This window comes from Pediococcus argentinicus (assembly GCF_001437605.1).
Taxonomy (GTDB): domain Bacteria; phylum Bacillota; class Bacilli; order Lactobacillales; family Lactobacillaceae; genus Pediococcus; species Pediococcus argentinicus.
This window is the reverse complement of record NZ_JQCQ01000003.1, coordinates 45,275-70,902: the sequence shown is the minus strand read 5'-3', so window position 1 is coordinate 70,902 and position 25,628 is coordinate 45,275. Positions and strand designations below refer to the sequence as shown.

At 35.4% G+C, this 25,628-nt stretch carries 23 protein-coding genes and 1 tRNA gene; 10 read left to right on the top strand and 14 right to left on the bottom strand.

What is annotated here, in order from left to right:
* Positions 1 to 24: 24 nt before the first annotated feature.
* The gene (locus IV88_RS01440) at positions 25 to 564 is read right to left on the bottom strand and encodes a DUF1697 domain-containing protein (protein WP_057797982.1); all 540 of its coding nucleotides are present in this window, start codon (positions 562 to 564) and stop codon (positions 25 to 27) included.
* Between the two features lie 10 nt (positions 565 to 574).
* Positions 575 to 874, bottom strand: a complete 300-nt coding sequence (locus IV88_RS01435; protein WP_236698585.1) for a hypothetical protein — start codon at positions 872 to 874, stop codon at positions 575 to 577.
* Positions 875 to 1,048: 174 nt separating this feature from the next.
* On the opposite strand from IV88_RS01435, the gene IV88_RS01430 reads away from it, so the two are divergent.
* Together IV88_RS01430 and IV88_RS01425 are read left to right on the top strand one after the other, a co-directional pair.
* Positions 1,049 to 1,807: an ABC transporter ATP-binding protein gene (locus tag IV88_RS01430; RefSeq protein ID WP_057797980.1), complete on the top strand. Its 759-nt coding sequence runs from the start codon at positions 1,049 to 1,051 to the stop codon at positions 1,805 to 1,807.
* An 11-nt stretch (positions 1,808 to 1,818) separates the two neighbouring features.
* Complete coding sequence (locus IV88_RS01425; protein WP_057797978.1) at positions 1,819 to 3,606, top strand: FtsX-like permease family protein; 1,788 nt, start codon at positions 1,819 to 1,821, stop codon at positions 3,604 to 3,606.
* Positions 3,607 to 3,778: 172 nt separating this feature from the next.
* Here IV88_RS01425 and IV88_RS01420 read toward each other — a convergent pair whose 3' ends face one another.
* Positions 3,779 to 4,627 (bottom strand): aldo/keto reductase, encoded by an 849-nt coding sequence (locus IV88_RS01420; protein ID WP_057797976.1) that lies wholly within the window; start codon positions 4,625 to 4,627, stop codon positions 3,779 to 3,781.
* A 100-nt stretch (positions 4,628 to 4,727) separates the two neighbouring features.
* On the opposite strand from IV88_RS01420, the gene IV88_RS01415 reads away from it, so the two are divergent.
* A complete protein-coding gene (locus tag IV88_RS01415; RefSeq protein WP_083486812.1) occupies positions 4,728 to 5,153 on the top strand; it encodes a MerR family transcriptional regulator in 426 nt (141 codons plus the stop codon).
* 263 nt (positions 5,154 to 5,416) lie between these two features.
* Here IV88_RS01415 and IV88_RS01410 read toward each other — a convergent pair whose 3' ends face one another.
* On the bottom strand, positions 5,417 to 6,721 hold the full coding sequence (locus IV88_RS01410; RefSeq protein ID WP_057797974.1) for a D-serine ammonia-lyase: 1,305 nt from the start codon (positions 6,719 to 6,721) through the stop codon (positions 5,417 to 5,419).
* 173 nt (positions 6,722 to 6,894) lie between these two features.
* On the opposite strand from IV88_RS01410, the gene IV88_RS01405 reads away from it, so the two are divergent.
* On the top strand, positions 6,895 to 8,313 hold the full coding sequence (locus IV88_RS01405) for a C69 family dipeptidase (RefSeq protein WP_057797972.1): 1,419 nt from the start codon (positions 6,895 to 6,897) through the stop codon (positions 8,311 to 8,313).
* A gap of 96 nt (positions 8,314 to 8,409) precedes the next feature.
* On the opposite strand, the gene IV88_RS01400 is transcribed toward IV88_RS01405, so the two are convergent.
* The 3 genes from IV88_RS01400 to IV88_RS01390 all read right to left on the bottom strand — a co-directional run bounded on the left by IV88_RS01400 (position 8,410) and on the right by IV88_RS01390 (position 11,428).
* Positions 8,410 to 9,423, bottom strand: coding sequence for a hypothetical protein (locus IV88_RS01400; protein WP_057797970.1), 1,014 nt, complete (start codon positions 9,421 to 9,423; stop codon positions 8,410 to 8,412).
* 112 nt (positions 9,424 to 9,535) lie between these two features.
* The gene (locus tag IV88_RS01395) at positions 9,536 to 10,480 is read right to left on the bottom strand and encodes a diacylglycerol/lipid kinase family protein (protein ID WP_057797968.1); all 945 of its coding nucleotides are present in this window, start codon (positions 10,478 to 10,480) and stop codon (positions 9,536 to 9,538) included.
* A gap of 3 nt (positions 10,481 to 10,483) precedes the next feature.
* Entirely contained in the window at positions 10,484 to 11,428 is a 945-nt protein-coding gene (locus tag IV88_RS01390; RefSeq protein ID WP_057797966.1) for an alpha/beta hydrolase, read from the bottom strand.
* Positions 11,429 to 11,536: 108 nt separating this feature from the next.
* On the opposite strand from IV88_RS01390, the gene IV88_RS01385 reads away from it, so the two are divergent.
* Positions 11,537 to 11,609 (top strand) — tRNA-Ala (locus IV88_RS01385).
* Positions 11,610 to 11,666: 57 nt separating this feature from the next.
* Here IV88_RS01385 and IV88_RS01380 read toward each other — a convergent pair.
* Together IV88_RS01380 and IV88_RS01375 are read right to left on the bottom strand one after the other, a co-directional pair.
* Complete coding sequence (locus IV88_RS01380; protein ID WP_057797965.1) at positions 11,667 to 12,590, bottom strand: type II toxin-antitoxin system antitoxin SocA domain-containing protein; 924 nt, start codon at positions 12,588 to 12,590, stop codon at positions 11,667 to 11,669.
* A 14-nt stretch (positions 12,591 to 12,604) separates the two neighbouring features.
* On the bottom strand, positions 12,605 to 12,895 hold the full coding sequence (locus tag IV88_RS01375; RefSeq protein WP_057797962.1) for a type II toxin-antitoxin system MqsR family toxin: 291 nt from the start codon (positions 12,893 to 12,895) through the stop codon (positions 12,605 to 12,607).
* A 216-nt stretch (positions 12,896 to 13,111) separates the two neighbouring features.
* Here IV88_RS01375 and IV88_RS01370 point away from each other — a divergent pair, with 216 nt between their 5' ends.
* From IV88_RS01370 to IV88_RS09490, 4 genes are all read left to right on the top strand, one after another.
* Positions 13,112 to 13,474 (top strand): hypothetical protein, encoded by a 363-nt coding sequence (locus tag IV88_RS01370; RefSeq protein WP_057797960.1) that lies wholly within the window; start codon positions 13,112 to 13,114, stop codon positions 13,472 to 13,474.
* Between the two features lie 150 nt (positions 13,475 to 13,624).
* The gene (locus tag IV88_RS01365; RefSeq protein WP_057797958.1) at positions 13,625 to 14,152 is read left to right on the top strand and encodes a CvpA family protein; all 528 of its coding nucleotides are present in this window, start codon (positions 13,625 to 13,627) and stop codon (positions 14,150 to 14,152) included.
* A gap of 10 nt (positions 14,153 to 14,162) precedes the next feature.
* Positions 14,163 to 14,399 carry a hypothetical protein gene (locus IV88_RS01360; protein ID WP_057797956.1) on the top strand — a complete coding sequence of 79 codons (237 nt, stop codon included), beginning with the start codon at positions 14,163 to 14,165 and terminating at the stop codon, positions 14,397 to 14,399.
* A gap of 15 nt (positions 14,400 to 14,414) precedes the next feature.
* Positions 14,415 to 14,540 carry a hypothetical protein gene (locus IV88_RS09490; protein ID WP_261793391.1) on the top strand — a complete coding sequence of 42 codons (126 nt, stop codon included), beginning with the start codon at positions 14,415 to 14,417 and terminating at the stop codon, positions 14,538 to 14,540.
* Between the two features lie 56 nt (positions 14,541 to 14,596).
* Here the strand turns inward: IV88_RS09490 and IV88_RS01355 are convergent, their stop codons facing one another.
* Entirely contained in the window at positions 14,597 to 15,880 is a 1,284-nt protein-coding gene (locus IV88_RS01355) for a cation:dicarboxylate symporter family transporter (protein ID WP_057797954.1), read from the bottom strand.
* 188 nt (positions 15,881 to 16,068) lie between these two features.
* Positions 16,069 to 16,593 carry a helix-turn-helix domain-containing protein gene (locus IV88_RS01350; RefSeq protein ID WP_057797952.1) on the bottom strand — a complete coding sequence of 175 codons (525 nt, stop codon included), beginning with the start codon at positions 16,591 to 16,593 and terminating at the stop codon, positions 16,069 to 16,071.
* 594 nt (positions 16,594 to 17,187) lie between these two features.
* Here IV88_RS01350 and IV88_RS01345 point away from each other — a divergent pair.
* Positions 17,188 to 17,721 (top strand): GNAT family N-acetyltransferase, encoded by a 534-nt coding sequence (locus tag IV88_RS01345; protein ID WP_057797950.1) that lies wholly within the window; start codon positions 17,188 to 17,190, stop codon positions 17,719 to 17,721.
* Between the two features lie 52 nt (positions 17,722 to 17,773).
* Here the strand turns inward: IV88_RS01345 and addA are convergent, their stop codons facing one another.
* Genes addA through IV88_RS01330 form a run of 3 tightly spaced genes read right to left on the bottom strand, consistent with a single transcriptional unit; the run spans position 17,774 to position 25,543 of the window.
* Positions 17,774 to 21,484 carry a helicase-exonuclease AddAB subunit AddA gene (gene addA / locus IV88_RS01340; protein WP_057797949.1) on the bottom strand — a complete coding sequence of 1,237 codons (3,711 nt, stop codon included), beginning with the start codon at positions 21,482 to 21,484 and terminating at the stop codon, positions 17,774 to 17,776.
* Complete coding sequence (locus IV88_RS01335; RefSeq protein ID WP_057797947.1) at positions 21,477 to 25,010, bottom strand: PD-(D/E)XK nuclease family protein; 3,534 nt, start codon at positions 25,008 to 25,010, stop codon at positions 21,477 to 21,479. Before IV88_RS01335 ends, addA begins: the two co-directional genes overlap by 8 nt.
* Complete coding sequence (locus IV88_RS01330) at positions 25,007 to 25,543, bottom strand: Rossmann-fold NAD(P)-binding domain-containing protein (RefSeq protein WP_057797946.1); 537 nt, start codon at positions 25,541 to 25,543, stop codon at positions 25,007 to 25,009. Before IV88_RS01330 ends, IV88_RS01335 begins: the two co-directional genes overlap by 4 nt.
* Positions 25,544 to 25,628 lie beyond the last annotated feature (85 nt).

Sequence of the window (25,628 nt, the reverse complement as noted above, 5' to 3'; positions counted from 1 at the left end):
CCCCATTGCGATGGGGTTTTTCGATTATTTCGATATAATTTGAACGATTTTTTTAAAGGTATTGGAATTGCGAATTGTGACTCGGCTATAAAACTTAGATCCAACTAATTTAGACCATTTTGTACGGGAAAAAGTCTTGATATTAGCCGTCCAGAAAACTACTTGTCCATAAGAATCTACTTGCTCGTATTCTGGAATGTGCTGACCAATGTCTTCGATTACTTCGTCAACTGTTGTCGGCGGTAGAATAAAAATAGCATTATGCTTAACAGTTTTGTCGTCCGTCCCCCACCAATCAGGAATATGTTGACCCGTCTCTGAAATGTCTTCCGCTGAGAATACAGCAACTAACGCTTCAACTTTGAAGTCATTGACCAGAATATTCTGAATCTTAAGCGTTGCATCTTTTTCGTTGATTGCACTATCAAAAATGACATTTCCACTATTCAAGTACGTTACAACATTGTCGAATCCTGCTTCGGTCATCTTATCTTTAAGAGTTGCCATTTTAACCGGATTTTTGCCACCAACGTTGATCCCGCGTAATAAACACACTAATTTCATTTCATAGCTCCTAGTGAATCAGTAATGCCCAAATCAGGACCAGCGAAATCACTGTACGAATCGCAAAGTTGGGCCAATTAATATTTTGAAAGACTAGCTGACCATTAATTAACGCGACCGGCAAAACCAATACTAATGCTGCCACACCCAGCCAAATCTGAACAAATGATAGGATCATCATGGCTCCGACTGCAATGTTGATACCCAGAATCCATGGTTCAATTTGAACTTCCATTCTGCGAACACTGATAATCAAAAAGACCCCGTATAAGATCGTAACTAATAATCCAATTAAATGAATAATATGCACTGTAGTCAGCTCCATTTCGATATTTTAAGTTGCCATTATTTTACCTTTTAACCGGTTTAAAAGAAAGTTTAACTATAATTTTAGAAATAAACAATTGACTTTTTGTAGTCTAGTCTATATAGTTAATTACACAAGTAACTAAGTAGCTTACAAAGCAGAATCGAGGAATTTACTATGAGTGAACAACCAATTATCAGCGTCTCAGGGCTTCGCAAAACCTATGGGGGTAGGTCAGAAAAGCAATATGAGGCATTAAAAGGCATCGACTTTGACGTTCAACCAGGAGAATTTGTGGGAATTATGGGTGCTTCAGGTTCAGGTAAAACAACCCTGTTAAACATGTTAGCAACCCTTGATCAACCAACTAGTGGAACTGTTAAGATCAATGGCTCAGATGTAACTAAACTACACGGCAACAAAATTGCCGACTTTCGTGCTAACGAAATTGGATTTATTTTCCAAGATTTCAATCTTTTGGAAACACTGACAGCATTTGAAAATATTGCCCTGCCTTTATCATTACAAGGTGTTCGCAAGAACCAAATCAAGACAACTGTTTATCAAATCGCTGCTGTGCTTTCCATTTCAAATTTATTGGACAAATATCCAACCGAACTTTCCGGTGGTCAAAAGCAACGTGTCGCTGCAGCTCGCGGAATCGTTCATAACCCATCATTATTACTTGGTGACGAACCAACTGGGGCTTTGGATTCCAAGAGTGCGCGTGAACTTTTAGAATTATTGACGCAAATCAACCAAGAACGAGACATTTCAGTCTTACTCGTAACACATGATCCATTTTCAGCTAGTTTCTGTAACCGGATCTTATTCATCAAAGATGGTGTGATTGGTCAAGAAATCAAACGCAATGATCGTTCTCGAAACGAGTTTTACCAAGAAATTTTGGAACAACTCGGAACATTTGAACAGTAGGAGGTTATCGAATGTTATTAAGACTTGCAACCTCTAATATTAAAAATCGAATTCGCGATTATATTGTTCTTTTAACTGGTTTAGTGATGTCATCAGCAATTTTTTATATGTTTGCTAATTTAGCAACTAACCAGCAATTGATTAAATCTAACTTGAATTTTCAGTATGCCTCTCAGGTATTTATTTTTGGAACCATCCTACTGATGATTATCACTTTCGTATACGTAATGTACGCCAACACATTCTTGCTTAATATGCGTCAACACGACTACGGTCTGTTTATGATGTTGGGTGCTAAAAGAAGCCGTGTTGGTGCACTGATGGTGTTAGAAACGTTAATCGTCGGTATTGGAGCTACCATTATCGGAATTCTATTTGGAATCTTGATTACTGGTAGCTTATCCGGATTTTTATTTGATCGTTTAGGTCTTGAAATTCAACATTTCAACCCGCTTTACCCTAAAGCTGTCGCAATTACATTTGTTTTATTTGCTCTTCTATTTGTCATTGCTTCATTCATGAACCTTCAAAGTCTGGTTAGAACACCAGTTTTACAACTTTTGAAACAGAGTGATTCAGTAGACAAGTTCAAATTCAGTAGAGTTCGTCTTATCATTCAAGGAATTGCCGGAATTATTTTAGTCGGACTGGGATACTGGTCTTTAGCTTCTATCAAAACGTTACAATTAATGGCAATTCCGATTGCACTAATAACCATCGTATTAGGTAGTTACTTCATTTTTAAATCAAGTATTCTACTTGTTATAACTTGGATTAAGAAAACTAATTGGGCATCCAAAAAACTAAATGGATTTACGCTGTCCCAAATTATGTTTCGCGTGCACGACTACACTCGAATTCTAACGATTACATCATTACTATTTGCTCTAGCACTTGGGGCAATTACGGTTGGAGCTGGTTTCCATCGTGAAATACCAATGATTGCTAATTCACAGTCTTCGTTTACATTATCAATCAATAATCCAACTGCAGCTCAAAAAGATTCTATTAAAAAGTTAAGTGGTGCAACTAGTTACACTTACCAGCAAAAGCTAGATCACAAAAATGTTTACTACAACCAAGCGGAGCTGGATACTAAACCATTTAAAGAACCAGTACCGTCATCAGATTTTAAAAAGCCAACTAAATTTAAAAATGCATCTTCAAAAGAGCTGATGGAAAATACCCCACCAGACTTTGCATTCTTAGCTGGAACGCCTAAACCAGCGAACATTAAGATTGTCCCAGACAAGGCCTTTAAATCTGCTAAGGGAACTAACCAAGTTGTTGAGCTAGTTACAGTTAAAGATATACCAAGTAATTACAAAGCTCTAACTAAGTTGACGGACGAACAAAATAAACGTTACCCATCAGCCGTCGATAACTCTGGTGCCGGAGCATTCAGATCTTATCAATTCGTATCCAGTGTCTTCGGTGGACTAGAGTTTATTGGTTACTTCCTGGGAATTGCGTTCCTCGCAATGCTAGCTAGTTGTCTGATGTTTAAAATTCTATCTGGTACTGCTCAAGATCAAATCAGATACAACTTACTCCTTAAAATTGGTACTCGTCGTAGTCTTCTAAAACGCAGTATCAATCGCGAGTTACTTGTTCTGTTTGTTATTCCTGGCGTACTTGGAATTATCGATGTACTCTTCGGACTCCAAATGTTTAAGCCACTAATGATTGATCCATACTACAATATCAGTATTCTAGTCGGTATCTTCGTCATTATGTACCTGGGTTATTATTTCCTAACTAGTTGGCTATATAAGCTGATTGTATTACCGGAAAAGTAACTTATATTGAAACTTTCCACTAAAAAAGCCAATAACTTGAAGTATTGTTACTTCGGGTTATTGGCTTTTTATTCGAATCTTTTATGACGGTCATTTATAGATATCTTATATCAATTAGCTTTTGTTGATTGTATAAAAAATCCCTTCACAGTTTGATACATTTATTTAGTAATCAATCATGTATTTTTACACTATTTATCATTTTTACCATTTCCACACTGTGATAATTAACAATATCACTTTTACCAGAGTCCATTGCTTCAATTAAATCTAAATCCTCATTAGTTAATGAAAAATCATAAATATCTAGATTTTCTTGCATTCGCTCTTTATGAGTAGACTTAGGAATAACTATTACGCCTCGTTCAATATGCCAGCGTAAAATAACTTGTGCAATTGTTTTCTTGTATTTATCAGCAATTTTTTGAAGGGTCTCATTTTCGTAAATTTTATTTCTTCCTTGTGCTAGTGGTCCCCACGCTTCCATGCGGACATCATACTCATCAAGAACTTTTTTCGTTTCAATTTGTTGGAAAAATGGATGTACTTCCATTTGATTAACCATAGGTTTAATTTCACTATTTAGGATTAAATCAACCATTTGGCCGGCTTCCATATTTGAAACTCCAATTGCTCTTACTTTTCCTTGCTTGTACAAGTCCTCCAATGCTCGCCAAGAGCCATATACATCGCCTAGAGGTTGATGAATTAGATATAAATCTATATAATCCAATCCTAAATTAGCCAGAGAAGCCTCAAATGCTGTTATGGTGTTATCATACCCTTGATCTTGAAGCCATAATTTTGTAGTAACAAATAATTCTTCACGTGGAATCCCACTTTTCTCAATAGCCTTACCCACTGCAGTTTCATTCATATAGGCGGCAGCAGTATCGATACTACGATAACCCGCCTCTAGTGCCTCAGTGACACAGCGCTCAGTTTCCTCTAAAGATAATTGGTAGACACCATATCCTTCAATTGGCATCTCAACACCATTATTTAATTTTACAGTTTTCATTAAAATTTCCTCCTACTTTTCTTGATTAATAAATGTCCTTATGGCAACATTATCGTAGCACCTGAGAGTAACTCTCAGTCAATAGAAAGAAGATTTTTTTATGATGACTGTAAAAGAAGTTTCAGAAAAATTGGAAATGAGTCCTCATACAGTAAGATTTTACTGTGACAGCAATTTGATACCTAATATCAAAAGAGATAAAAATAATATACGTCAATTTGATGAAGAAGCGGTTGCGTGGTTGTTTGTAGTCAAGTACTTAAGAGATTGTGGAATGTCAATCGAAGCTATTAAAGAATACATTGACCTCTGTTTAGTGGGAAATTCAACAATACCTAAACGTTTGGATATTGTTAAACAACAAAGAGAAGTTATTGAACAACAACTAAATAAAATGAAAATATGTGCTGAATACCTAGATGACAAACTTAATTTGTACCAACAAGCAATTGATTCAAATCTAGACGTAGAAGTTACGACTTTTAATCAATGGGAAAAGGTACTTACGCAACAAAAGCATAAATAATACTCTTATCTATTAGCAATAAAGTGCCTATAAGCATATTTAAGCATTACTAAATTTAAGCTCCCTTTAGAAATTTATTCATAGTAAAACCCCCTATATTGTTTTTATCCAATATAGGGGGTTTTACTTGAAATTAGTACATTTATTTCATCTGTAATGTCGGCATCCATAAAAACTATCTTTGTTACTGCATCAATACAACACGACTCATATCTTTAGAAAAACCATATTTATATAGTAAATTGAAGTTCAACTAACTAATATTACTTATTCAACTCAGCTTTACCATCTTTCAAGTAAGCTAACATATCTTCTTTAGGAACCATGCTACCACCGGTTGCCCAAACAATATGACTGGCATTCTCAAGTGGGAAGTCTGAAACTAATTGACCTAAAACTTGATCTAGAATCGTAAATCCAGATGCTGCAGATGGTTCGAGACGTATGTTCTCACTATCGTAGAGACGAACAACGTCTTTCATCATTTCTTGATCATCAAATGTTTGTGTTCCAAGTAGTAAGGTCTTCATGATCTTACCAGCGATTCGTGAAGGACGACCAACCGCTAATCCATCAGCTTTGGTAGTTCCATCAATACCTGCATCATAAACTGAGATCTTATCATTAAGGCCAGTCATCATCCCCAATGTTACTGATGGGATATGAGTTGGTTCAGCAAAGACGGGATGAACATGTTCACCGAGTACTTGTTTCAAACCAAAGGCAACTCCACTAGGACTACCACCAACACCAGCTGGTAGATAAACAAATAGTGGGTGATCCTTATCAACTTTGATGCCTTGAGCTTTCAATTGTGTTTGCAAACGAATTGCAGCAACTGAATAACCTAAGAATAAGTCATATGATCCTTCATCATCAATAAAGTAAACACTTGGATCAGCGTCAGCTTGTTTACGACCTTCAGTAATCGCATGGCTAAAGTTATCATTGTATTCCACAACATTAACGCCTTTACTACGAAGCTTGTCTTTCTTCCATTGTGCAGCGTCAGCAGACATATGAACACTAGTATTAAATCCTAATTTTTGAGCAACAATTCCGATTGATAAACCTAAGTTACCAGTTGAACCAACAGCAATACCGTAATTTGAGAAGAGCTTGTGATAACGTTCTTCATGCAAAATAGCGTAATTATCACCGTAAACTAAGTCACCATGTTCCATAGCTACTTTTTCAGCAAATTTCAAAACTTCATAAATACCACCGCGGGACTTAATTGATCCCGAAATTGGCAAATAGTTGTCAGCTTTAAGATATAAATTACCTTCAATTTTATGAGCAAATTTTTGATTTAAAACTGCCTTCATTTTAGGTAAATCAACTAAAGGTGACTCTAAAATTCCATGTGTAGGAAGGGTTTCTGGAAATGCCACTTCAAAGTATGGTGCAAAACGTTGGAAACGAGCTTCAGCATCAAAAATATGTTCAATGCCAAATGGAAGCTCTGCCTTTCCTTGATAATCGGGGTTTTGCCAAAAGAGAGGCTTATATTCCTGCATCGTTTTAATTTCAGGGTAGTCCTTTAGTAACTGGTCCATGTCTAACATGTGATAATACATCCTTTCATTCGTTCAATAATTCACATATTCCAGTATACCTTTTTAAGAGGTGCTTGCTAACCCCTAATTCTCGCCATCTTTACGCATTCAGATTTTTAAGTTTCTTATTATAGATACTGCGTTAAAATAGAGAGGACACAAATATAAAGGAGATATTTATTTTGACTGAAAAAGCTTGTACCACTGTTTTAGTTGGTAGAAATGCTTCAATCGACGGTTCAACAATGGTTGCCCGTAATGATGATACTTTTTTACCACTTGCTCCACACCGTTTTTATATGCATCCTGCAGAAAGCAACGTCGATGAAACAATCGTCTCATCACAAAATGGCTTCACTGCTAAATTACCTAAGAATGGTTACCGTCACAGTGCCGTTCCAAATATCGATCCTGATAAAGATGGTATTTATGACGAAAGTGGATTTAACGAAAAGAACGTTGCTATGAGTGCTACTGAAAGTGTTTATGGCAATCCTAAATCACTTGCCTATGATCCTTTGGTTGAAAATGGTTTGGCCGAAGACACTATGCCAACGATGGTTTTACCTTATATTAATTCCGCTCGTGAAGGTGTTGAATACTTAGGCAAATTAATCGCTCAATATGGTTCTCCTGAAGGTAACGGTGTAATCTTCAGTGATAAGAATGACGTTTGGTACATGGAAATTGTTACTGGACATCACTGGGTTGCCCAACGCATCCCTGATGATTCATATGCAGTTGCCGCTAACCAAGTTGCTATCCAAGAAGTAGACTTTTCTGATAACGATAACTTCATGGGGTCAGATGGTATCCAAGAATTCGTTTCTGAACATCATTTGAACGCCCATCCTGAAGGATTTAACTTCCGTCGTATTTTTGGTACAGATAATGAAAAAGACCGCCATTACAACACATCACGTGTTTGGTATGGTCAACACTACCTCAACCCAGAAGTCGAACAAGATCCTCAATCTTCTGACTTACCATTCATTTGCAAGGCTAGTCGTAAGATTGCCGTTGAAGATGTTGAATACATTTTGAGTTCACACTATAACGAAACTAAATACGATCCATTTGGTCATGCTGATGACAAAGATCGTTTGAAGTTCAGACCCATTTCAATGAACCGTACGCAAAACTCACACGTCCTTCAGATTCGTAACGATGTCCCCGAAGAACGTGCCGCAATTTTCTGGTTAAACTTTGGTGTCCCAGCATTCAGTCCTTACGTACCATTCTTTAACAATGCAACCGATACTGATCCTAGTTACAGCCAAACAGCTCCAACAATGAACCTCGACGATGCTTACTGGATGTATCGTGCTGTTGGTTCCGTTGTTGAAGGTCACTACAGTCATTTCATTCAAACTAACGTCGATTACGTAACTGCTTCACAAGAATACTTACGTGGTCGTGTGGCTGAAATTGATGAGGCTGCAAAGAACCTTTCTGGAGAAGAATTAACTAGCTTCCTAACAAAGGCAAATCATGAAACAGTTAAAGCTATGAAGACTCGTACAATGGACCACTTCAATGGTTTACTCGCTACTGGCTTAACCTTATCAAGATTAACTTTCAATATGGATAAAAACCTATAAAACAAAAGCCTCGTTAGTATAAAACTAGCGGGGTTTTAATTTGGACAAGAAAAGACGCTGAGATTAAGTTTTCAGCGTCTTTTTGAATCAAAACTATTATTTGATGTAGTTGAAGTTAATTGGGTAGTTACCATTACCGATTACTAAGTTAACTGATGCTTTAGAAGTCATCTTCTTAGCTTGGCTCTTTGAGAGGTTGAAGACAACTGAGCCATCTTTAGTAGCTGTTGTTGTAGCAATGATTTGCTTCTTGCTGTTCTTCAAGATCACAACAGTATCTTTCTTAACATTTGTGACGGTAACTGACTTGCTGTTAGTGTAAATGTCACTGTATTTTTGTTCCTGTTTTACAGGTTTAGTAGACTTCTTAACTGTTACCTTACCAGGGGCTTTGTAGCCAACAAAGTTAAAGTTAATTGTGTATTTAGCATTTGTTAATGTAACTTGGAATGAACCTGTTGCAGTAACTTTCTTCATTTCTGATTTTGAAAGTTTGAATGTTACTGTTCCAGCTTTTTTAGTTGTTTGGCTAGCAATCACTTGTTTCTTGCTGTTTACCAAGTTAACTTTGGCACCCTTTTGAATATTTGTAACACTAACTGAGTTAGCCGTGTTTGTTACATAACTAATTTTTGGTGTTGATTTAGTAACTTTCTTAGTTGTGTTCTTCTTGGTAGCCGTTTTTTTAACAACTTTTTTAGCAATTACCTTCTTAGCCGGCTTCTTGACAACAACCTTTTTAGCTTTCTTTGGTGCGACGTAGTTTACAAAATTAAAGTTAATTGAGTAGCTATATCCTGTACCAGCAACCTTCAAGCTGTTTTTAGCAGTAACTTTCTTTAATTGTGATGAGCTTAATTTAAATGTAACTGTGCCATTTTTAGTAACTTTTTTGGTTGTGATAACTTTCTTGTCACTGTTTAAAAGTGAAACTGAAGTACCTTTCTTCATATTAGTTACGGAAATAGTATTCTTGGTAGTTGTAACATTTGAAACTGCTGATTTCTTAGCAGCATTTACAACATTGTTCCCAAACACTGGACTAGTTAAAACTGGTGCAACTCCCATAGTTAATGCAGCTACAGCAACTACTAAACTTGTTTTTTTCATAATAAAAAATCCCCCTATAAGATACCCTTTTTGTCATTACTTAAAGATTACCACGAAGGAGATTAAATGTTAATACTTTTTTACACGAATGTTACAATTTCTTTACAAAACGTTATTTAATGAACCAAAAATCCTGTTTTTCTAGGCTTAATTCAATATTAAAGTTTTGCTTAGGAATATCTTCTCCATTAACCTGACCATATTCTGGTTTAAAACTTTGAGCATGGATGTGTGATCCCGTTCGAAAGAATATCTCAGGTTGGGTAAGATGATCTCCCTTAAAGACCACGTGACTAAATAAACGAATTAATTTCAAAAATGAAATTTGTTCTGCAATCACTATGTCTAATTTGCCGTCAGTTAAGCTGGCTTTAGGAGCAATGCCAACTCCTCCACCAAAGTATTTAATATTTGTCAGTGAAACAAGGAATGCTCGGTCAAATTTATGCTTTTCACCATCTATTTCAATTTCTAAAGGGAAAGCATCCTGCTTGAAGAAGGTCTTAATAATTGCTGATATGTACGCAGCTGACTCTAAATGCCATTTACTCAGCTGTGTTTTACGTCCGGTATTGGCTTGATGAACAATTTGAGCATCAAAACCAATTCCAATATTATTCGTGAAATAATGTGTGATTTCACTATTATAATCTGAGTATTTTACTACATCTAAAGCAATGGATTCGGTCGCATTCAGTAACTGATTCAATGACTCATCAGCTTTAAAACTAATGCCAACCGCTCTTGCAAAGTCATTTCCAGATCCAGCTGGAATATAACCTAATGCTGGATGATTTTTAGCGTGACGAATCCCATCAAGAACTTCCAATAAAGTACCGTCTCCGCCAACCGCAACAATAATCCATCCCGATTCATGGTCTTCAGCAAATTTCTGTGCCAATTTAGTTGCGTGTTTAGCATACTCAGTAATCGTAAATTCAAATGGTATTTTACGCTGTCGTAAAATTAATTGAACAGTATTCCAAGCGGCAACCGAATGCTCTGCTCCAGCAAATTGATTTACTATAAAGTAGTATTTCATTTCATCATTTTTCATTATCTAATCAACGTATTTCTGCAAAAAATTGCTAATTTCTTTTTGATATCGTTCTGGATCAACTACTATAGACTGAACATGACCAGCGCCCTCTGCAATATAGACTTCGCAGGGTACGTTAGCAGCTTCAACTAATTCATCTAACATTTCAATTGGAACATAGTCATCTTGATCACCGTGAATGAATAAAATTGGAACTTTAGTTTTGGCAATCTGTTCAGCAATATTAGCTTCCTTAAAGGAATATCCGCCCTCTAATTTTGTTAAATAGCTCACGATTGGTTCCAACTCACGGGCTGGCAAATGATAATGGCTAGCGATTCGATAACGGAATTGATCATCTAACTGACTAAAACTACTATCCTCAATCACTGCTTTCACATTCTTAGGCAAATCGGCCTCACCAGATGTAGCAATGACTGTCGCAGCTCCCATACTAATTCCAAGTAGGACAATTTTTTCACTGGGTTGAGTCAGTAAGACGGCCCGTTGTACCCATCTAATATAATCTCGACGATCTAACCAACCAAATCCAATTAACGATCCTTCACTTTCGCCATGACTACGTGCATCTGGCATCAGAACGTTATAACCTAAGTTGTAGAAAATCTTGGCATATGGAATCATTTGGCGACGAGCATGGTGATATCCATGAGCTAAAATTACAGTACGACCATTAGGATTAGGCTGACGAATAAATGAAGCTTCAAGTTGAAGTCCATCATCACTCAGCATCTTAATCGTCTCTGGCTTTTTATCTTTAAACCACTCTAAATCAAATTCGTTGTTATCGACTTCTTCAGTTTTTTTAATTGCTTTTTGTTTAGCTTTTTCACTATTCTTCATTCCGGCGATGAAACTGGCATATCCACCAATTCCAAAACCAACAATCGTACTAGCAATAGCAGCACCAAATAGTTTTAATCCTAATTTTGTTTTTTTACCCATTTTAAAAACCTCACTTATTTAGACTTTCGGCTTTAATTTTGAAAACATATTCAACAGTACATTATAGCAATAATCCCAATAAAAAGTGGTATCATAAAAATAGTTTAGGGGTCCGTAGCTCAGTTGGGAGAGCATCTGCTTCGCATGTAGGGGGTCGACGGTTCAAGTCCGTTCGGATCCATTGATAGTAGTAAAAAGCTGATACATTTTGGGACATAAAGTCTCTGTGTATCAGCTTTTATTTTTCTTCGCCACGTTCAAATGTTTCTAAAATTAGTTGATCACGAATAACATGCCCTGAGGCAGTTAAATTCCATGGTGAACCCTTTTGATGCGTGATTTTACTCAATCTTGAAGCGTTGTAATCGATATAATCATCATTAACATTTTTAAGTATTTCCGATATAAATGCATCTGAAGAAACTTCACTATAGCTTTTCATTGCCTCTTCGTCCGGCTTTTCAATATCCAAAATTGTTTTCCCATTAAATTTGTTGTGAACATCTTCAATAACGGGTCCGTATTGTAAATGAACTATTTTTGAATCAAATAGTTTATTATGTGTTGCTGTCAAAAAACGCCCATAGGCAAAATAAAGGAGCTTAATTACTTTCATTTGTGTAATGGGATCAATGTTTAGATTGTTCTCTCGTGCAAAAAAATTTTCCACTCTGAACCAGTTAGCCAGCTGAATGGCATTGAAATTTGATGTTACTTCATTTGAATCAGAATCTTCATGTTTATCTTCAAAATATTGTGTAACCTTTTGTACTAATTTTGGGGAATAGTTATTTCTATTATTCTCAATGTATTCACGTAAAATCTGATCATTATTAATGAAAGACTTTAACAGCCTATTATTGGCAATAGTTGGAAATGCTCCTGATTCATATAAAGCAATAGTATTTGGACTCAATCCTGTTAATTCAGATAAATCACGCTGAGAAAGCCCGACCCTTTCTCTGTATTTCTTTAAATCATTGGCTGAAATCAAACCAAACTTATCTCTGTGCATTTTTCTGGCTATTTCAACAGCCTTTTCGTCCAAATAATCATCTGGAATAAGTTCGTTAGTTTCACTGTCAAAAAGCGCTGGGGCGGTTACTTTATATTCATTTTTATCCACGATATAAGTGTTTGTGTAGTCTTTTTTATATGTCATAAAACTTTCCTCCCTTAACAATCTAAATGAAAACTGATAAATATCACTTTTGGTTCTTCTTCCAAAAAAAGAAACTTGATGTAATATCTTTGACCATCATCAGTTTTAAAAATCCAAACCATTTGAATCGGATTATTTCTGTTAGGTTCACATTTTATGAAATCGTCCAAGGCGAGTTGTCTGATAATTTCTCTAGCTAATTCATTAGAAACCGGTAGGGCTGGGCTATCTCGGCGATTAACGATTTTAAATTTACCATGGCTAACAAGATATTTAAGTTTAGCTAGTGCCTCATTAACGCTCATTGTAAATTCTCCCTACCTACCCGTTATTCATATTTTAACAGCTAAGATAGCTTCATGCTACTAATTAGTAGCATGAGTGTTCATTATATCTTTAGCCTGCATTGAGTGCGAGAAAACGTGCAAAAAGTCCACCGTTTTATGAGTAGTCATGATCTTGACATTCTTAAGCATAGTATAATGTGTATAATTCAGTTATAAATATTGGGAGATGAAATCATGGAAATTGGACCACTATCGGAATGGGTTGGAGCATTAGCTAGTTTTTCAGCAGTTTTAGTCGCACTATTCTTACCTTACTATCAAGAAAATAAAAGGAATCGTAAACAAGTTCAACGCCTAAAAAAATTCTTAGCCATCAGCCAAGATAAGATTATTAACGCTGAGAATACTGAAGATAAGGAAAGGGATTTAAAAGAATTGGATGGATTCATCAAAGTAAATTCCTTAATAGCAGTAGAGGAAAATAAGATCAAAATACTAGAATATTCAGAACAGTTATTTGATTTACTAAAGTCTGAAGATGGTATTGATAAACCAGCTGTGAATGAAATCATGAAGAAAATATCATTGGTTAAATAATAAATATTTAAACAAAACCTTTATGAATTTTTTAAGCACACAAACAAAAATATATCGTTTAATAAACAACCCTTAAATTGGTTTTGAAGTCATTGTCATCGCAAATAATTCTGGTATCTTTATATATAAACATATTCAAGGAGTCCTTTAATGTTACTTTCAATTATTATTATCTTTATTTTGTTTATGGCAATTTTACGTGGTCTCCACCGTGGACTAGTCTTAGAACTTCTTTATACATTCGGATACCTAATTGTATTTTTTGCTGCACGTTACTATAGTTCACCATTTGCTCATTTTCTAAATAAGACTTTTGGTGGATGGTCGGACAATGCAGTTACGAATACTACTATTATGAATTCCATTGCTTTCATAGCATTGATGATTGTTGGGTGGATTATCATTAGAGCTTTAGCACGGGTATCAACGATGATCACTTGGTTGCCAGTCATCAAACAAGTTAATGGATTAGCCGGTGCTGTGGTTGCGTTTGTAATCAGCTATCTGATTACTTTTGTCGTATTGAGTATCAGCCAATTTATCCCAAATGACTTCTACCAAAGTCAGCTATCTCAGTCAGTCGTATCACAGACCATTTTATCTAAGACCCCTGGGATTTCATCTCATATTTTAAATAATTATATTATCCAGACTCAACAAACAAAAAATGCCTTATAAGGAGTTTTCAATGAATTTCAAATTAATTAAAATGTATATTGCCTCGCATTTAGCAACAACGACTGCTACACTGGAAGAAGTAAAAAAGCCATTGGCTGGTATTAGCTTCTCAGATGGAGATAATCAAGCATTTTTCTATCCTGATCAAACCAACGACCAGGCATTCTTTGAAGAGCAGGATCAGGTCGTATTAAAACACATCTTCGATCCCGAATTAAACCAATTTACAACGGAAGAACTTAGATAACGGGGGTATTTAATTATGGATCCACTTGTAACTACAACATTTATCATCACACGCGTTTTATTCAGCATATTTGTATTAGGAATTGTTGGCGGACTTGGTTTTGTTGGATTTCGTATTCTAACTGATAAAAAAGAAAAATAAGCATTTAAAATTAAAGAACCGTTCAACTGATAAATAGTTGAACGGTTCTTTTTAGATTATTTAGCTGTATTCAATTTTTCCAAATAAGCTCGATTCTTCTCTTCATCAAACTCATCTTCAGATTTACCCATGATAATTGCAGCAAGAGAATTACCAACAACATTAACCGCCGTTCTTCCCATATCAACAATTCGGTCAATTCCCGCAATGAAAGTTAAGCCTGACATTGGAACACCAATAGTTGAAACAGTTGCTAACAAGACAACGAATGAGGCACCCGGTACACCAGCCATTCCTTTAGAAGTAATCATCAAAACAACTAGTAAGGTAATCTGTTGGCCCAGGCTCAAATGAATATGATAAGCCTGTGCTAAGAAAATCGCACCAATTGATTGATAAATTGCTGATCCGTCAAGGTTAAACGTATAACCAGTTGGAATAACAAATGAGACAATTCCCTGACTGACACCGTATTTCTGCATTTTATCCATTAATTTTGGCAAGGCAGCTTCTGAACTAGCTGTTGAAAATGCCAAAATTGTTTCATTTTTAATAACTTTAAGTAGCGTCCAGAACGCAATTTTATGGAAGTATGCTACTAAGCCTAAGACAACTACAATAAAGAACACCATGGCAGCGTATGTTACTAAGATAAACATCCCCAGTGGCTCTAGAGCTTTAATTCCCATTTGAGCAACAGTTACTCCGATCAATGCACAAACTCCGATTGGTGCTAAATGCATAACCCAATTTGTTACCTTAAACATCACTTCTTGGACTGCAGTAAGAAAATCAATTACGATTTGGCCTTCTTTACCAATTGCTGTGACTCCTAGTCCGAACAGAACTGAGAAAAAGATAATTGGCATCATATTGCCTTGTGCTAGTGATTCAAAAATGTTCTTTGGAATGACGTTCATAATAGTAGCCCAAATCCCACTATTTTCCTTCGCACTCTTAGCAGTCGCCATATATTGACTAATATCGGTACTATGTAAGCTGTGAATATCAATTAAGGATCCAGGATGGAATACATTTGCAAATACCATTCCGACTACTAAAGCAATAGTAGTTAAAATTTCAAAATAAATTAACGTTTTAACACCAACTCGACCAAGTTCACCAATATCACCCATACCGGCAATTCCGACCGTTAAACATGACACAACGATTGGTAGAACAATCATTTGAATCATACTAATAAACATCGATCCAATGTTCTGCATTGCTGTAATAGCCGTTTGATTCTGATAGAAAACAACTCCCAAAACAACTCCCAAGAATAGCCCAATTAAAATCTGCCATCCCAGCGTAAGCCGCCAACTTCTTACCTTTTTCACAATCAATCTCTCCCTAGTTTTCGAATGAATAATTCAATATTATCATATTTCTAAGAGTGTTGTTTTAATTAGATTAAATTTTTCTAATTTTAAATATTTTCCAAATGTTTTAATAAATATTGTTAGAAAAGGATATTTCATAAAGATTTGGTTACGTTAATAAGGAAGTACATGAGCCTACACTATCGCTACATAAAATGCGTCATTATAAATAGAACTACTGATATAGTTGCAATAACACCATTAAATATCAGTGCAAACCAAGTCATAAAACTATAGTAGCGTCCCCTTAAATACTTCATTTGATTAGTAAAGTATATCGTTAAAACTGAATTTGATATGAGCAATAATATAAATACCACAGATAGAAAGACTGTTTGTTTTGCTGAAAAGCCAGTGAAATCAACTCCCCACGTTAAAATAAAAAATGCCAAACTACTAGTCAATAGCCCTAAAATATAGACAAGGCTGAAGCTCTTAAACTTTTGTTTTTCTTTAATATCATCCACGATATCTGATCCCTCCAATAATATATCATCGAGAGAAATATTATATAGTTTGGACAATCTAATTAGACTTTCAATATCGGGAAAGTTATTTCCGTTTTCCCAATTTGAAATGGACTTGCTAGACACTAATATCCTATTAGCGACCTCTACTTGAGTAAGCCCCGCTTTATTTCTTTGTTCTTTTAATTGTTGACCTATTTTCATAATATTCTCTCCACCGTCAAATTTATATTAATTGGATCAAAAGTAAATGGAAACACTTGTTATGTTTGCTATATCAGTATTAGAAACATGTTTCTAGCCTAGCTAATTAAAGTTGTTTTGGACTAAATAGCCTTTCTGTTCTGTGTGGTTTCATGATCAAAAAGTAATAAATATATTAAATCATTAACTATTATTATGGTTACTTACAATTTTAACAATACCCCCATAAAACTCTTTGTATTGTTTAAAGAAATCGTGCATATTCACTGGAAGTTCGGATCATTTTCAAACTCTTTTATAGTTAGTATTAAAAAAATGTCTAATAGCCTTGTTTAAATTCGATTAAATTTTTCTAATTTAAAATATTTAGGTAGGTAACTATTTTTAATACTTTTCAAAATGATTCCGCTTTATCCTTAATACTAATCATATGTATTCAATTTTAGTAATGATTATATAACTAACTTAGGGCTGTTTAATTATCCTTACAAACGTTGATATATCAACGTTTTAAGTACGTCATAAAAAGGATGACTTTTAAATATTTTTGCGTTAAAATCTTATTTCGTTACTTATAATAAGAGAGGTATTTTCATGACAACGTCATATTTAAAAAAGGCGACTCAGGCCGACCTACCAGACATTTTAGAAATTATTAACGAAGCAAAAGCGTACTTAAAAGAACAAGGAATTAATCAGTGGCAATCAGGCTACCCAACCGATGATGATATCAAAAATGATATTGACCTTAACATCAGTTATGTTTTAATGGTTGATGGCAAAATCGCCGGCACAGCTGCATTATGGCCCGGACAAGATGTAAATTATAAGAATATGATCGAAGGAACTTGGCATGGAGCACCGGAAGATCAATACACGTCTATTCATCGAATCGCTATGTCTTCAAAATTCCGTGGCCAACACTTATCAGAAAAAATGATTTCCGGATTACTTACACTCAGTCTAGAAAATGGATTTAATGAAGTACGTGTTGATACGCATCCCAAAAATGTTGGTATGCAAAAAGTCATCACCAATAACGGTTTTGAATACCGTGGCATTATTCGCTTTGAAGATCCAAATGAAACAGATAACGAGCGTTTTGCTTATCAGTTATATCTTAAATAAAACATTAAAAAGAGAGTTATTACGTTTTCAAATCGTAGTAACTCTCTTTTTGTTATTCCACATTCACTAACTCACCCACTGACAATAAATATAAATACTTATCAGTAACAGTTTGTTGAGTGATGTTTTCAAGAGCCAAACCATATAAGTTAATTTGACCACGGTACTTGTCAATAATCTTTGCTACACCAGCTTCTTTAGTCCCTGGTTTAACAAAGTTGGTTTTGTAATCCAATAGAATTACTCGGCCATCAATCCTCAAATATGCATCAATAATTCCATGGATAAGAATATCATCTTGCGATTTAACTTCATGGAAGATGGTCTGTGCAGGAACTAGCATAGAAAAAGGGGCTTCACGCTGAACTTCATCAGGATGAGCTAGCATTAGTTGTCCCATATCACTTTCAAAGAATCGCAATATGTTCTCAATATTAATAGATTGAGCAACCTCTTCTGCTAAGACCTGATTATTCACCAAATCATTAATTAGATGTTGAATAACATCTTCATTAACTGCTTGGTGTAAATCAATCTCTTGTAAGACCAAATGTGTCGCTGTACCAATCTCAGTTGGCTTAGGCTTACGAACATTTTCCAAGAACTTAGGTGATGGTAATGTCTTATTCACAAAGCGATTAACTGTCTTCAATTGTTGTTCATTAGTTACTTCACTGAAGTTCATTTCTAACTTATCTGGGTCATCAAAGATCCGCTTCACTTCAGAAACTGATTGATACGCTGTTGTTCTTGTTGCCACGTCATCTCGGTATTTAAAATTCAACACCTCATTAATCCATTGAGCATCAGTAGGAACCTCTAACGTTTTATCACTGTTAAAGACAGCAGGCACTTCATTATTTGTAGAACTATCAACTACTATATTTTGATTAAGGTCTTCAGTATTAACAAAGCTCAGTTCCACTTCTCCATCGAACTCAATAGTATGAGCCGGCTCCAAATTATACTGCTCCGCAATTGCTGGAATTCTAACAATGGAACTACCAATCCAATCTAAGTAATGCCCAGCTTTTTCACGAACTGGATCATCCAATAAGTCGTTTTCGCTTCGAAGAGCTCGTGACCAACCAGTTAATGCTTTTTCAGCATCATCCGTTGAGCCTGTGATAATTAAACGCTGTTCAGCACGAGTTAAAGCAACATAGAGTACTCGCATCTCTTCGGCTAAAGAACGTTTCTGCAAGGTATCTTTAATTTCAATCTTTTGTGGTGTATCGATTGAAAGATGATTAACGTAATCATTAAGTGTGATTCCCACACCCTCATTACGATCTAAAATATATGGTCTATTCTGGTCTTGTTTGTTAAAACCATGATTAGCATCAATCAAAAAGACAACCGGGAACTCCAACCCTTTACTACCATGAATTGTCATGACAGAAACTGATTCTTCAGAAGTTTTAACCGGATTCTCTGCTAAATCCTTTTTCTTATCCCGCATTTTTTCGACGAATCGAACAAATTGGAAAACACCTTTAAAACTGGATTCTTCATATGCTTTTGCACGATCATATAGGGCATGAAGATTATTTTGACGTTGCGGACCATCGGGCATTCCACCAACATAATCTAAATATCCAGTATCATTGTAGATTGCCCAAACTAAATCAACTAAGTTAGCTTGCTGTGCCAATTTACGGAATTTGCGAAGCTGTTGCATAAATCGATCTAGCTTTTGCTTTAAGTTAGCTTGAAATTCATTTTCAAGATCTACCTTGAATGACTTTTCAAAATGTAGAAGCGATTCAAAATAATCACCCGTCTTCTGATTGATTCTGAGAAAGGCTAACTCGTTTTCATTCATTCCAACCATTGGTGAACGTAAAACAGCGACCAGTGGAATATCCTGATATGGATTATCGATAATTCGCAACATGTCCATCATTATTGATATTTCAGTTGTTTGGAAATAATCCTGAGCATCACTAACTTCAATTGGAATATCGAATTGCTTAAATATTTCAACAATCTTCAAATTCTTACTTCTAGTTTGTGAGAGTAACACAATATCACCAAACTGAACCGGACGCTCAACCTGTTCTTTACGATCAAAAATAGTTTCTTGATTGCGGATCATACTTCGAATCTTTTGAGCAATCATCGTGATTTGACCATCAGTTTGACTCAGTGATGGACCATCAGTTTCTTGTTTCTTTTGCTCATCGTAAACTAAAACTTCAGTTTTATTCTTAATCTCATCTGGATAATACTTTGCACCATACTGTAGCTGGGCATCGTCATCATATTCAATTTCACCAATTTTACTATCCATAATCTGATTGAAAATTAAGTTAGTAAAATTATCAACGTTTCTCATTGAACGAAAGTTTTCAGCTAAAATAATCCGTTCATCCGGGTTATCACTATCTTTAAAACGATCATTTTTGCCTAAGAATAATCCCGGATCAGCCATTCGGAAGGCATAAATAGATTGCTTTACATCGCCAACCATAAACATATTACCGGGATTAGTACTTGCCACACTGCTTAATAATGTTTCTTGTAGTGGATTAATATCTTGGTATTCATCCACAATAATTTCATTAAAATTCTTTTGGAAGCTATGGCGAACCGCCCGTCCTGCATCACTTTCATTAGTTACAATTTCTAGAGCAAAATGTTCTAAATCACTAAAGTCTAACGAATGACGTTCTAACTTTTCACTTTTAAACCGATCACTAAACATCGTGACAACTCGAATCAACTCATCAATTAAATTCTTTGAGTCCTGCACTGCATTTAATAACATATCTTCAGGTAATTTAAAGTAATCATTAACTAAATTATTAAACAGCACCCGGTACCCCATCACTTTATCTGATCGGATTTCGTTCGCAATCTGGTTAAACTCTTTAACTTCATCTTTGCGTGCTGCACTTAGCCGCCCAGTTAAATTAACTGACAGCATGGCTGTTCTTAAATGATTCCAATCTGATCCAAAGCCATTATCTAAAACAGATTGAACTTCAGAAACTTCTTCATCAATCACATCGCGACTTTTAGCAATCAGCTCACTACCTTGGTCGGCAATATCTTTTAATGACAATGCTTTTTTATAAATTGTTTGAAGCTGATCCTTAATACCAGGAATCAATTTGTTCTTGAAAAATGGACTATCCATTAAATCGCCATCTAATTCATAGTTAGAACCCATTTGTTCTAACCATTTTTTTGAATCTGGATTAGCATTGGCAAATTCAAATAGGTTTAAAACTAAATCGCGTAAACTATCATCACGACGATCTCCAGAAAAGTTCTGCGTTAATTTTGCAAATACTTCACCATCAATATCATAAAGTTCTTCACGAAGTTCATTCCAAACTTCCTCTTTTAACAACTCACTTTCAGTTGTGTCGGTCATTATGCGAAATGAAGGATCCAATTCAATAACATAGTAGTAGCTTCTAATAATTGATAAACAAAAAGCGTGAATAGTACTAATCTGCGCTTTTCCCAGTCTAGTTAGTTGGTCTATTAAATGTTGCTTTTGCTCATGATTATCACTTTGACTGATTTGCTGTGTAATAGCTACGCGAATACGCTCTTTCATTTCTTTAGCCGCAGCTTCAGTAAACGTTACGACCAAAAGTTGATCGACATTTTCTCCCGCCAAGATTTTTTGAATTACACGTTCAACTAAAACCGACGTTTTACCAGAACCGGCCGAAGCAGACACGAGAATATTGCTACCATGATCATAGATAGCTTTTTTTTGTGATACTGTATATTCTCTTTTAGCCATTATTCTCGTCCTCCTTCTTCAGTAACTCCATTATTTCTTTACGATTATAGTTCTTAATTTCTCGATAATTATTTTCCGGTAACATTGCATCAAATTGCATAATATCAGTGTAAGCCGAGTTTTGTAATGCTGTATTCTTATCATCTTTCCGGTATGGATTAAGATCTAATTCACCAGCAAATATCTTAGTTCCAGCTTCAATAATTTTTTCCTCAGCATGTTCCATTAAAAGTTGGAGTTCTTCATCTGTAACTGCCATTTTCTGCGTATTAGAGTCAATTGATCCATCCCGTTTGAACTTCAAAGGATAGATATCTGATTTATTTTCTGCACTTGGATCCAATTCGCTCAGTAATTGATCATCATTTAATATCAATCCGTTTAGTCGATTCTCACCAAAGGCTTGCTCTCTAATCACGTCTGGATTGAAGTCCTTGATATCCTTTAGTTTTAGTAGCGGATTTTTAATAGTCATATACAAAGCACTAGCTAGTTTCTGATTTGAAATACCCGTTATTAACTGGCTATTTTGCTTCACAACATCCAGATAAACTAACATTTGCATCGCTAGTCCGTTATAAGCCTCGCCAAAATCAAATTTGTGATCGCTGGACTTATAATCCACCACACCAAGATAGTTGTCGTCACCAGTGATAATTTGGTCAATTCGATCAATTTTTCCACGTACTGTAACTTGACGATTGGAGCCTACAGCAAAATTAAGTGCTGGTAGTCCAGTATCGCCACCAATTTGACCAAAGAGTTGCTCCGAGGCAATTGGTCGCATTCGTGTACGCATCATTTGTTTCAAAATATTTTTGGTCATTTCAGTAATCGTTTGATCCAGATTATTTTGGAGATAAATATTTCGGTTAGATTTACCGAAATATTGGAATTCACTCTGACCTCTAAGCTTATCCACCACATCTTTAGCTATTTGGTCAATCTGAGAATCATTCAAATTGCTGAAATCAACTTTTTGCTGATTAATCTCTTTCACTAAGTCGTCAAATGAAGCATGAAAGTACTCACCCGTATTAGCTGGTGTGATTTCAGAACTGGGACGTTCTTGTAGCTTCAAGCCGTATTTCAGAAAGTACTCATACTCATTTTTAAAGAACTCTTCTAGTTTAGAAACTGAAGCATAGATGGTATTGCCATAAAGCCCTTCAACAATCTCTGGTTCTAACTTAGTTGGAATATTTTTATACTTCAACGCACTTAATAGCTGATTTGTTAGGTATTGATAGTCCGAGCTTAATAATTGCTGATAAACAAAATTCCAATTAGGATTTCCAGTCTGATTAGACTGCTTAGCATCGCGGGCATACTGCACTAAATGACTCAAAGTACTACGTTGTGATCCGATAAATCGTTCAATATTAACAGTTTGAATATCAGGTCTACTTTGAACTTCATTTAACTTAATATTGAAGTTGTTTATAATTCGTTCTACGTAAGGTGAGACCTCTAAGTCCTCACCATCATTACCCCTTAATGGAAACGAAAATACAAGTTCTTCGCTACCCGTTAGAAAATTAGTGTAATTTAAAAATGGTTCAAACTGCATTGAACGTGTTGGACTCAAACTTAGAAATTGATCATCATCCAGGTTCGATTCAATTTCTTTTTGACCATCTTCATCAAAGAAACTATTGTCTGTTGGTTGCTCTGGCATATTTCGGTCAGTGGCACCAATAATAAAGACTCGTTTCCGATCAGCCATCTGAACCATTCCCATTTCAGACACTGAAACTTGATCCAAAGTTGATGGAATTTGTGAATAACTAGCTGACTCAAAGCCCGCATTTAATAAACCAATAAACTCATCTGGTTTAAAATCATGACTACCTAAGATTTCAACATATTCATCCAACATCTGAATGAAGGTCTCCCAGGTTTGTTCAGACTGAGCCGCTTGTGCTAAATCACCTGTTTCTATCAGGTCGTCGCTCCAACTGATTAAGCGCTGATCAACACCATGTTCAATTAAGAATTGATACAAGACTTGGGCGGCCTCAGCACCATTGTCCACGCTATCCAATCGCTTATAGAATGGGACTAACATAGAACTAACAAATGACTTAATATGGTTAATCGCTTCTTGCTTATGTTGATCAGTATCACTCAATTCATTTGTATACGTTGTCACTTGCCAATCATTTTTACTTAACCAATCTCGACCTCTAATTCCCATCTGTAAGAGATAATTCTCGGTTACATCTAGTTCCGCCGTAAAGCTATCCGGATCTGTGTCTTCTGGAATTAAGAGACCTGTTTTTAGCAAACGCATTACATCTTCATACTGATAAAAGCTCTTTTTAACAGCAAACAAAGAGCGTACTAATTCGACAAGTGGATGATCTTTCATAGAAATCTGTAAATCATAAAAAATTGGGATTTCAAACTCTTTGAAAATTTGTGGAATGATTGTGTCATATTCTGATAAATGCCGGGTTACAACTGCAAAATCTTTGAATTTAAAATTGTTGTCAGCAGCCATTGTTTGTCGAATCTCAGTCGCAACATTTTCTACTTCAGAATAACGACTGTTAGCTTGATTAACTCTAATTTTAGTTACTTGTTGCTGACCACGTTCGCCAACCAGTCCTTTAGTTGACTCAATCCAAAATCGTTCCAATTTCCGAAGGTCATCTGAAGCTCGAATTTTACTTAATTTAACTTCATTTTCAATTCTTACAGTATTCTGTTTTGCATAATTTAGGAAGTTCAGCCCTACTCGTTTGGTTTCAAAGAACAAATCCTCACTCGCCAATTTGGCTGGATCCTTAATAATCTCATCCGTCACCAAATCAACAATCACTTCCGCTTTTGATTCAATCAGTGTATTAATTAATTTGGTTTCCTCAGCTGAAAAGTTAGCAAATCCACTAATCACAAATGTATTGCCACTCAAATCTGTTTCGCTTAGTTGTTCACAAAGAGCTCGGACAATATCACTATTATCAATAAAATGATTCTCAGTTTCTTCTGCAAATTCTGAATAAATTATATTTAAATCATGTACTTTAGACACAAGGTCTAAATCATTATCATCACTGTCGACTAAATTTAATAATACCTGTGATAAATCATCAGGGTTAACATTGCCAATTTTTAAATCATTTATTTGACTCGCAATCTTACTGACTAACCCAAACTGCATATCAACGTTGGAGAACAATGTTAACTCATCAGCATGCTCTTGAATAATTCGATAGAGCAACATATTCATACTAGATGAAGTTAATCGCGGATATTGATAAATTGGGGCGTTTTTGAGAAAGAACCATGCTAAACGAGTAAAAGAAAGAATCTGGAGTCGATTCGCCGCAAAAATTTGTTCTTTTCCACTTTTATCTCGAACTTTTTGAAGGAGCTGAACTTCTGATTGGAACTTAATATGATTAGGTACTAAATAATAAACCGACTGATCATCACTTCGGTTTAATTCACTAATAACCTCATCTGCGACCCCATCCAAATGATCGTAGCTAGCGGTCCCATAAATAAATTTCAGACTCATTCATGTTCCTCCTTATTTGTAATAATCAACGCTTGATTATCAAATTTATGATTCAAAATAGACTTTTGAATCATTTCCCTAACACCTGACTTACTAACCTTTGATGTTTTAGCAGTATTTCCTTCTCCAAACGTAATAACCTCTTGCTTACTGTCATCCAACTCTGTTGGTTCCAAAATTACATAAGGGCGCTCAGTCTCATCAATCAGTTTAATTGCATAACGCATTTGTAATTTATATTCATGAATGTCTTTAACTTTCATCCAACTTAAATTAACTTCATTATTCAACCCTGCAGTACTTAAAAAAACAATCTTAAAGCTCATGTTAGTAGATTGATCAATTTGGTCTACCAAGTCTTCAACTTTAATATCCAAACCTTCTTGATTGAAGTCCAGATATAAGACATCAATATTCGATAATTGATCTGGATTCGTAACTTCAGCTACTTGCTCTACTTCATTTTTAGTTGAAAGCTGTTTTAAAACTTCATTGGAGATTTCTCGCTCGTTGCCTACCCCTAATATACGCATCTTATACCTCGTTTAATTTAGTATTTCTATTATAAATCTATGCTATAATCTAGCCAATCATTTTAAAGAAATCAGGTGAAGCTAT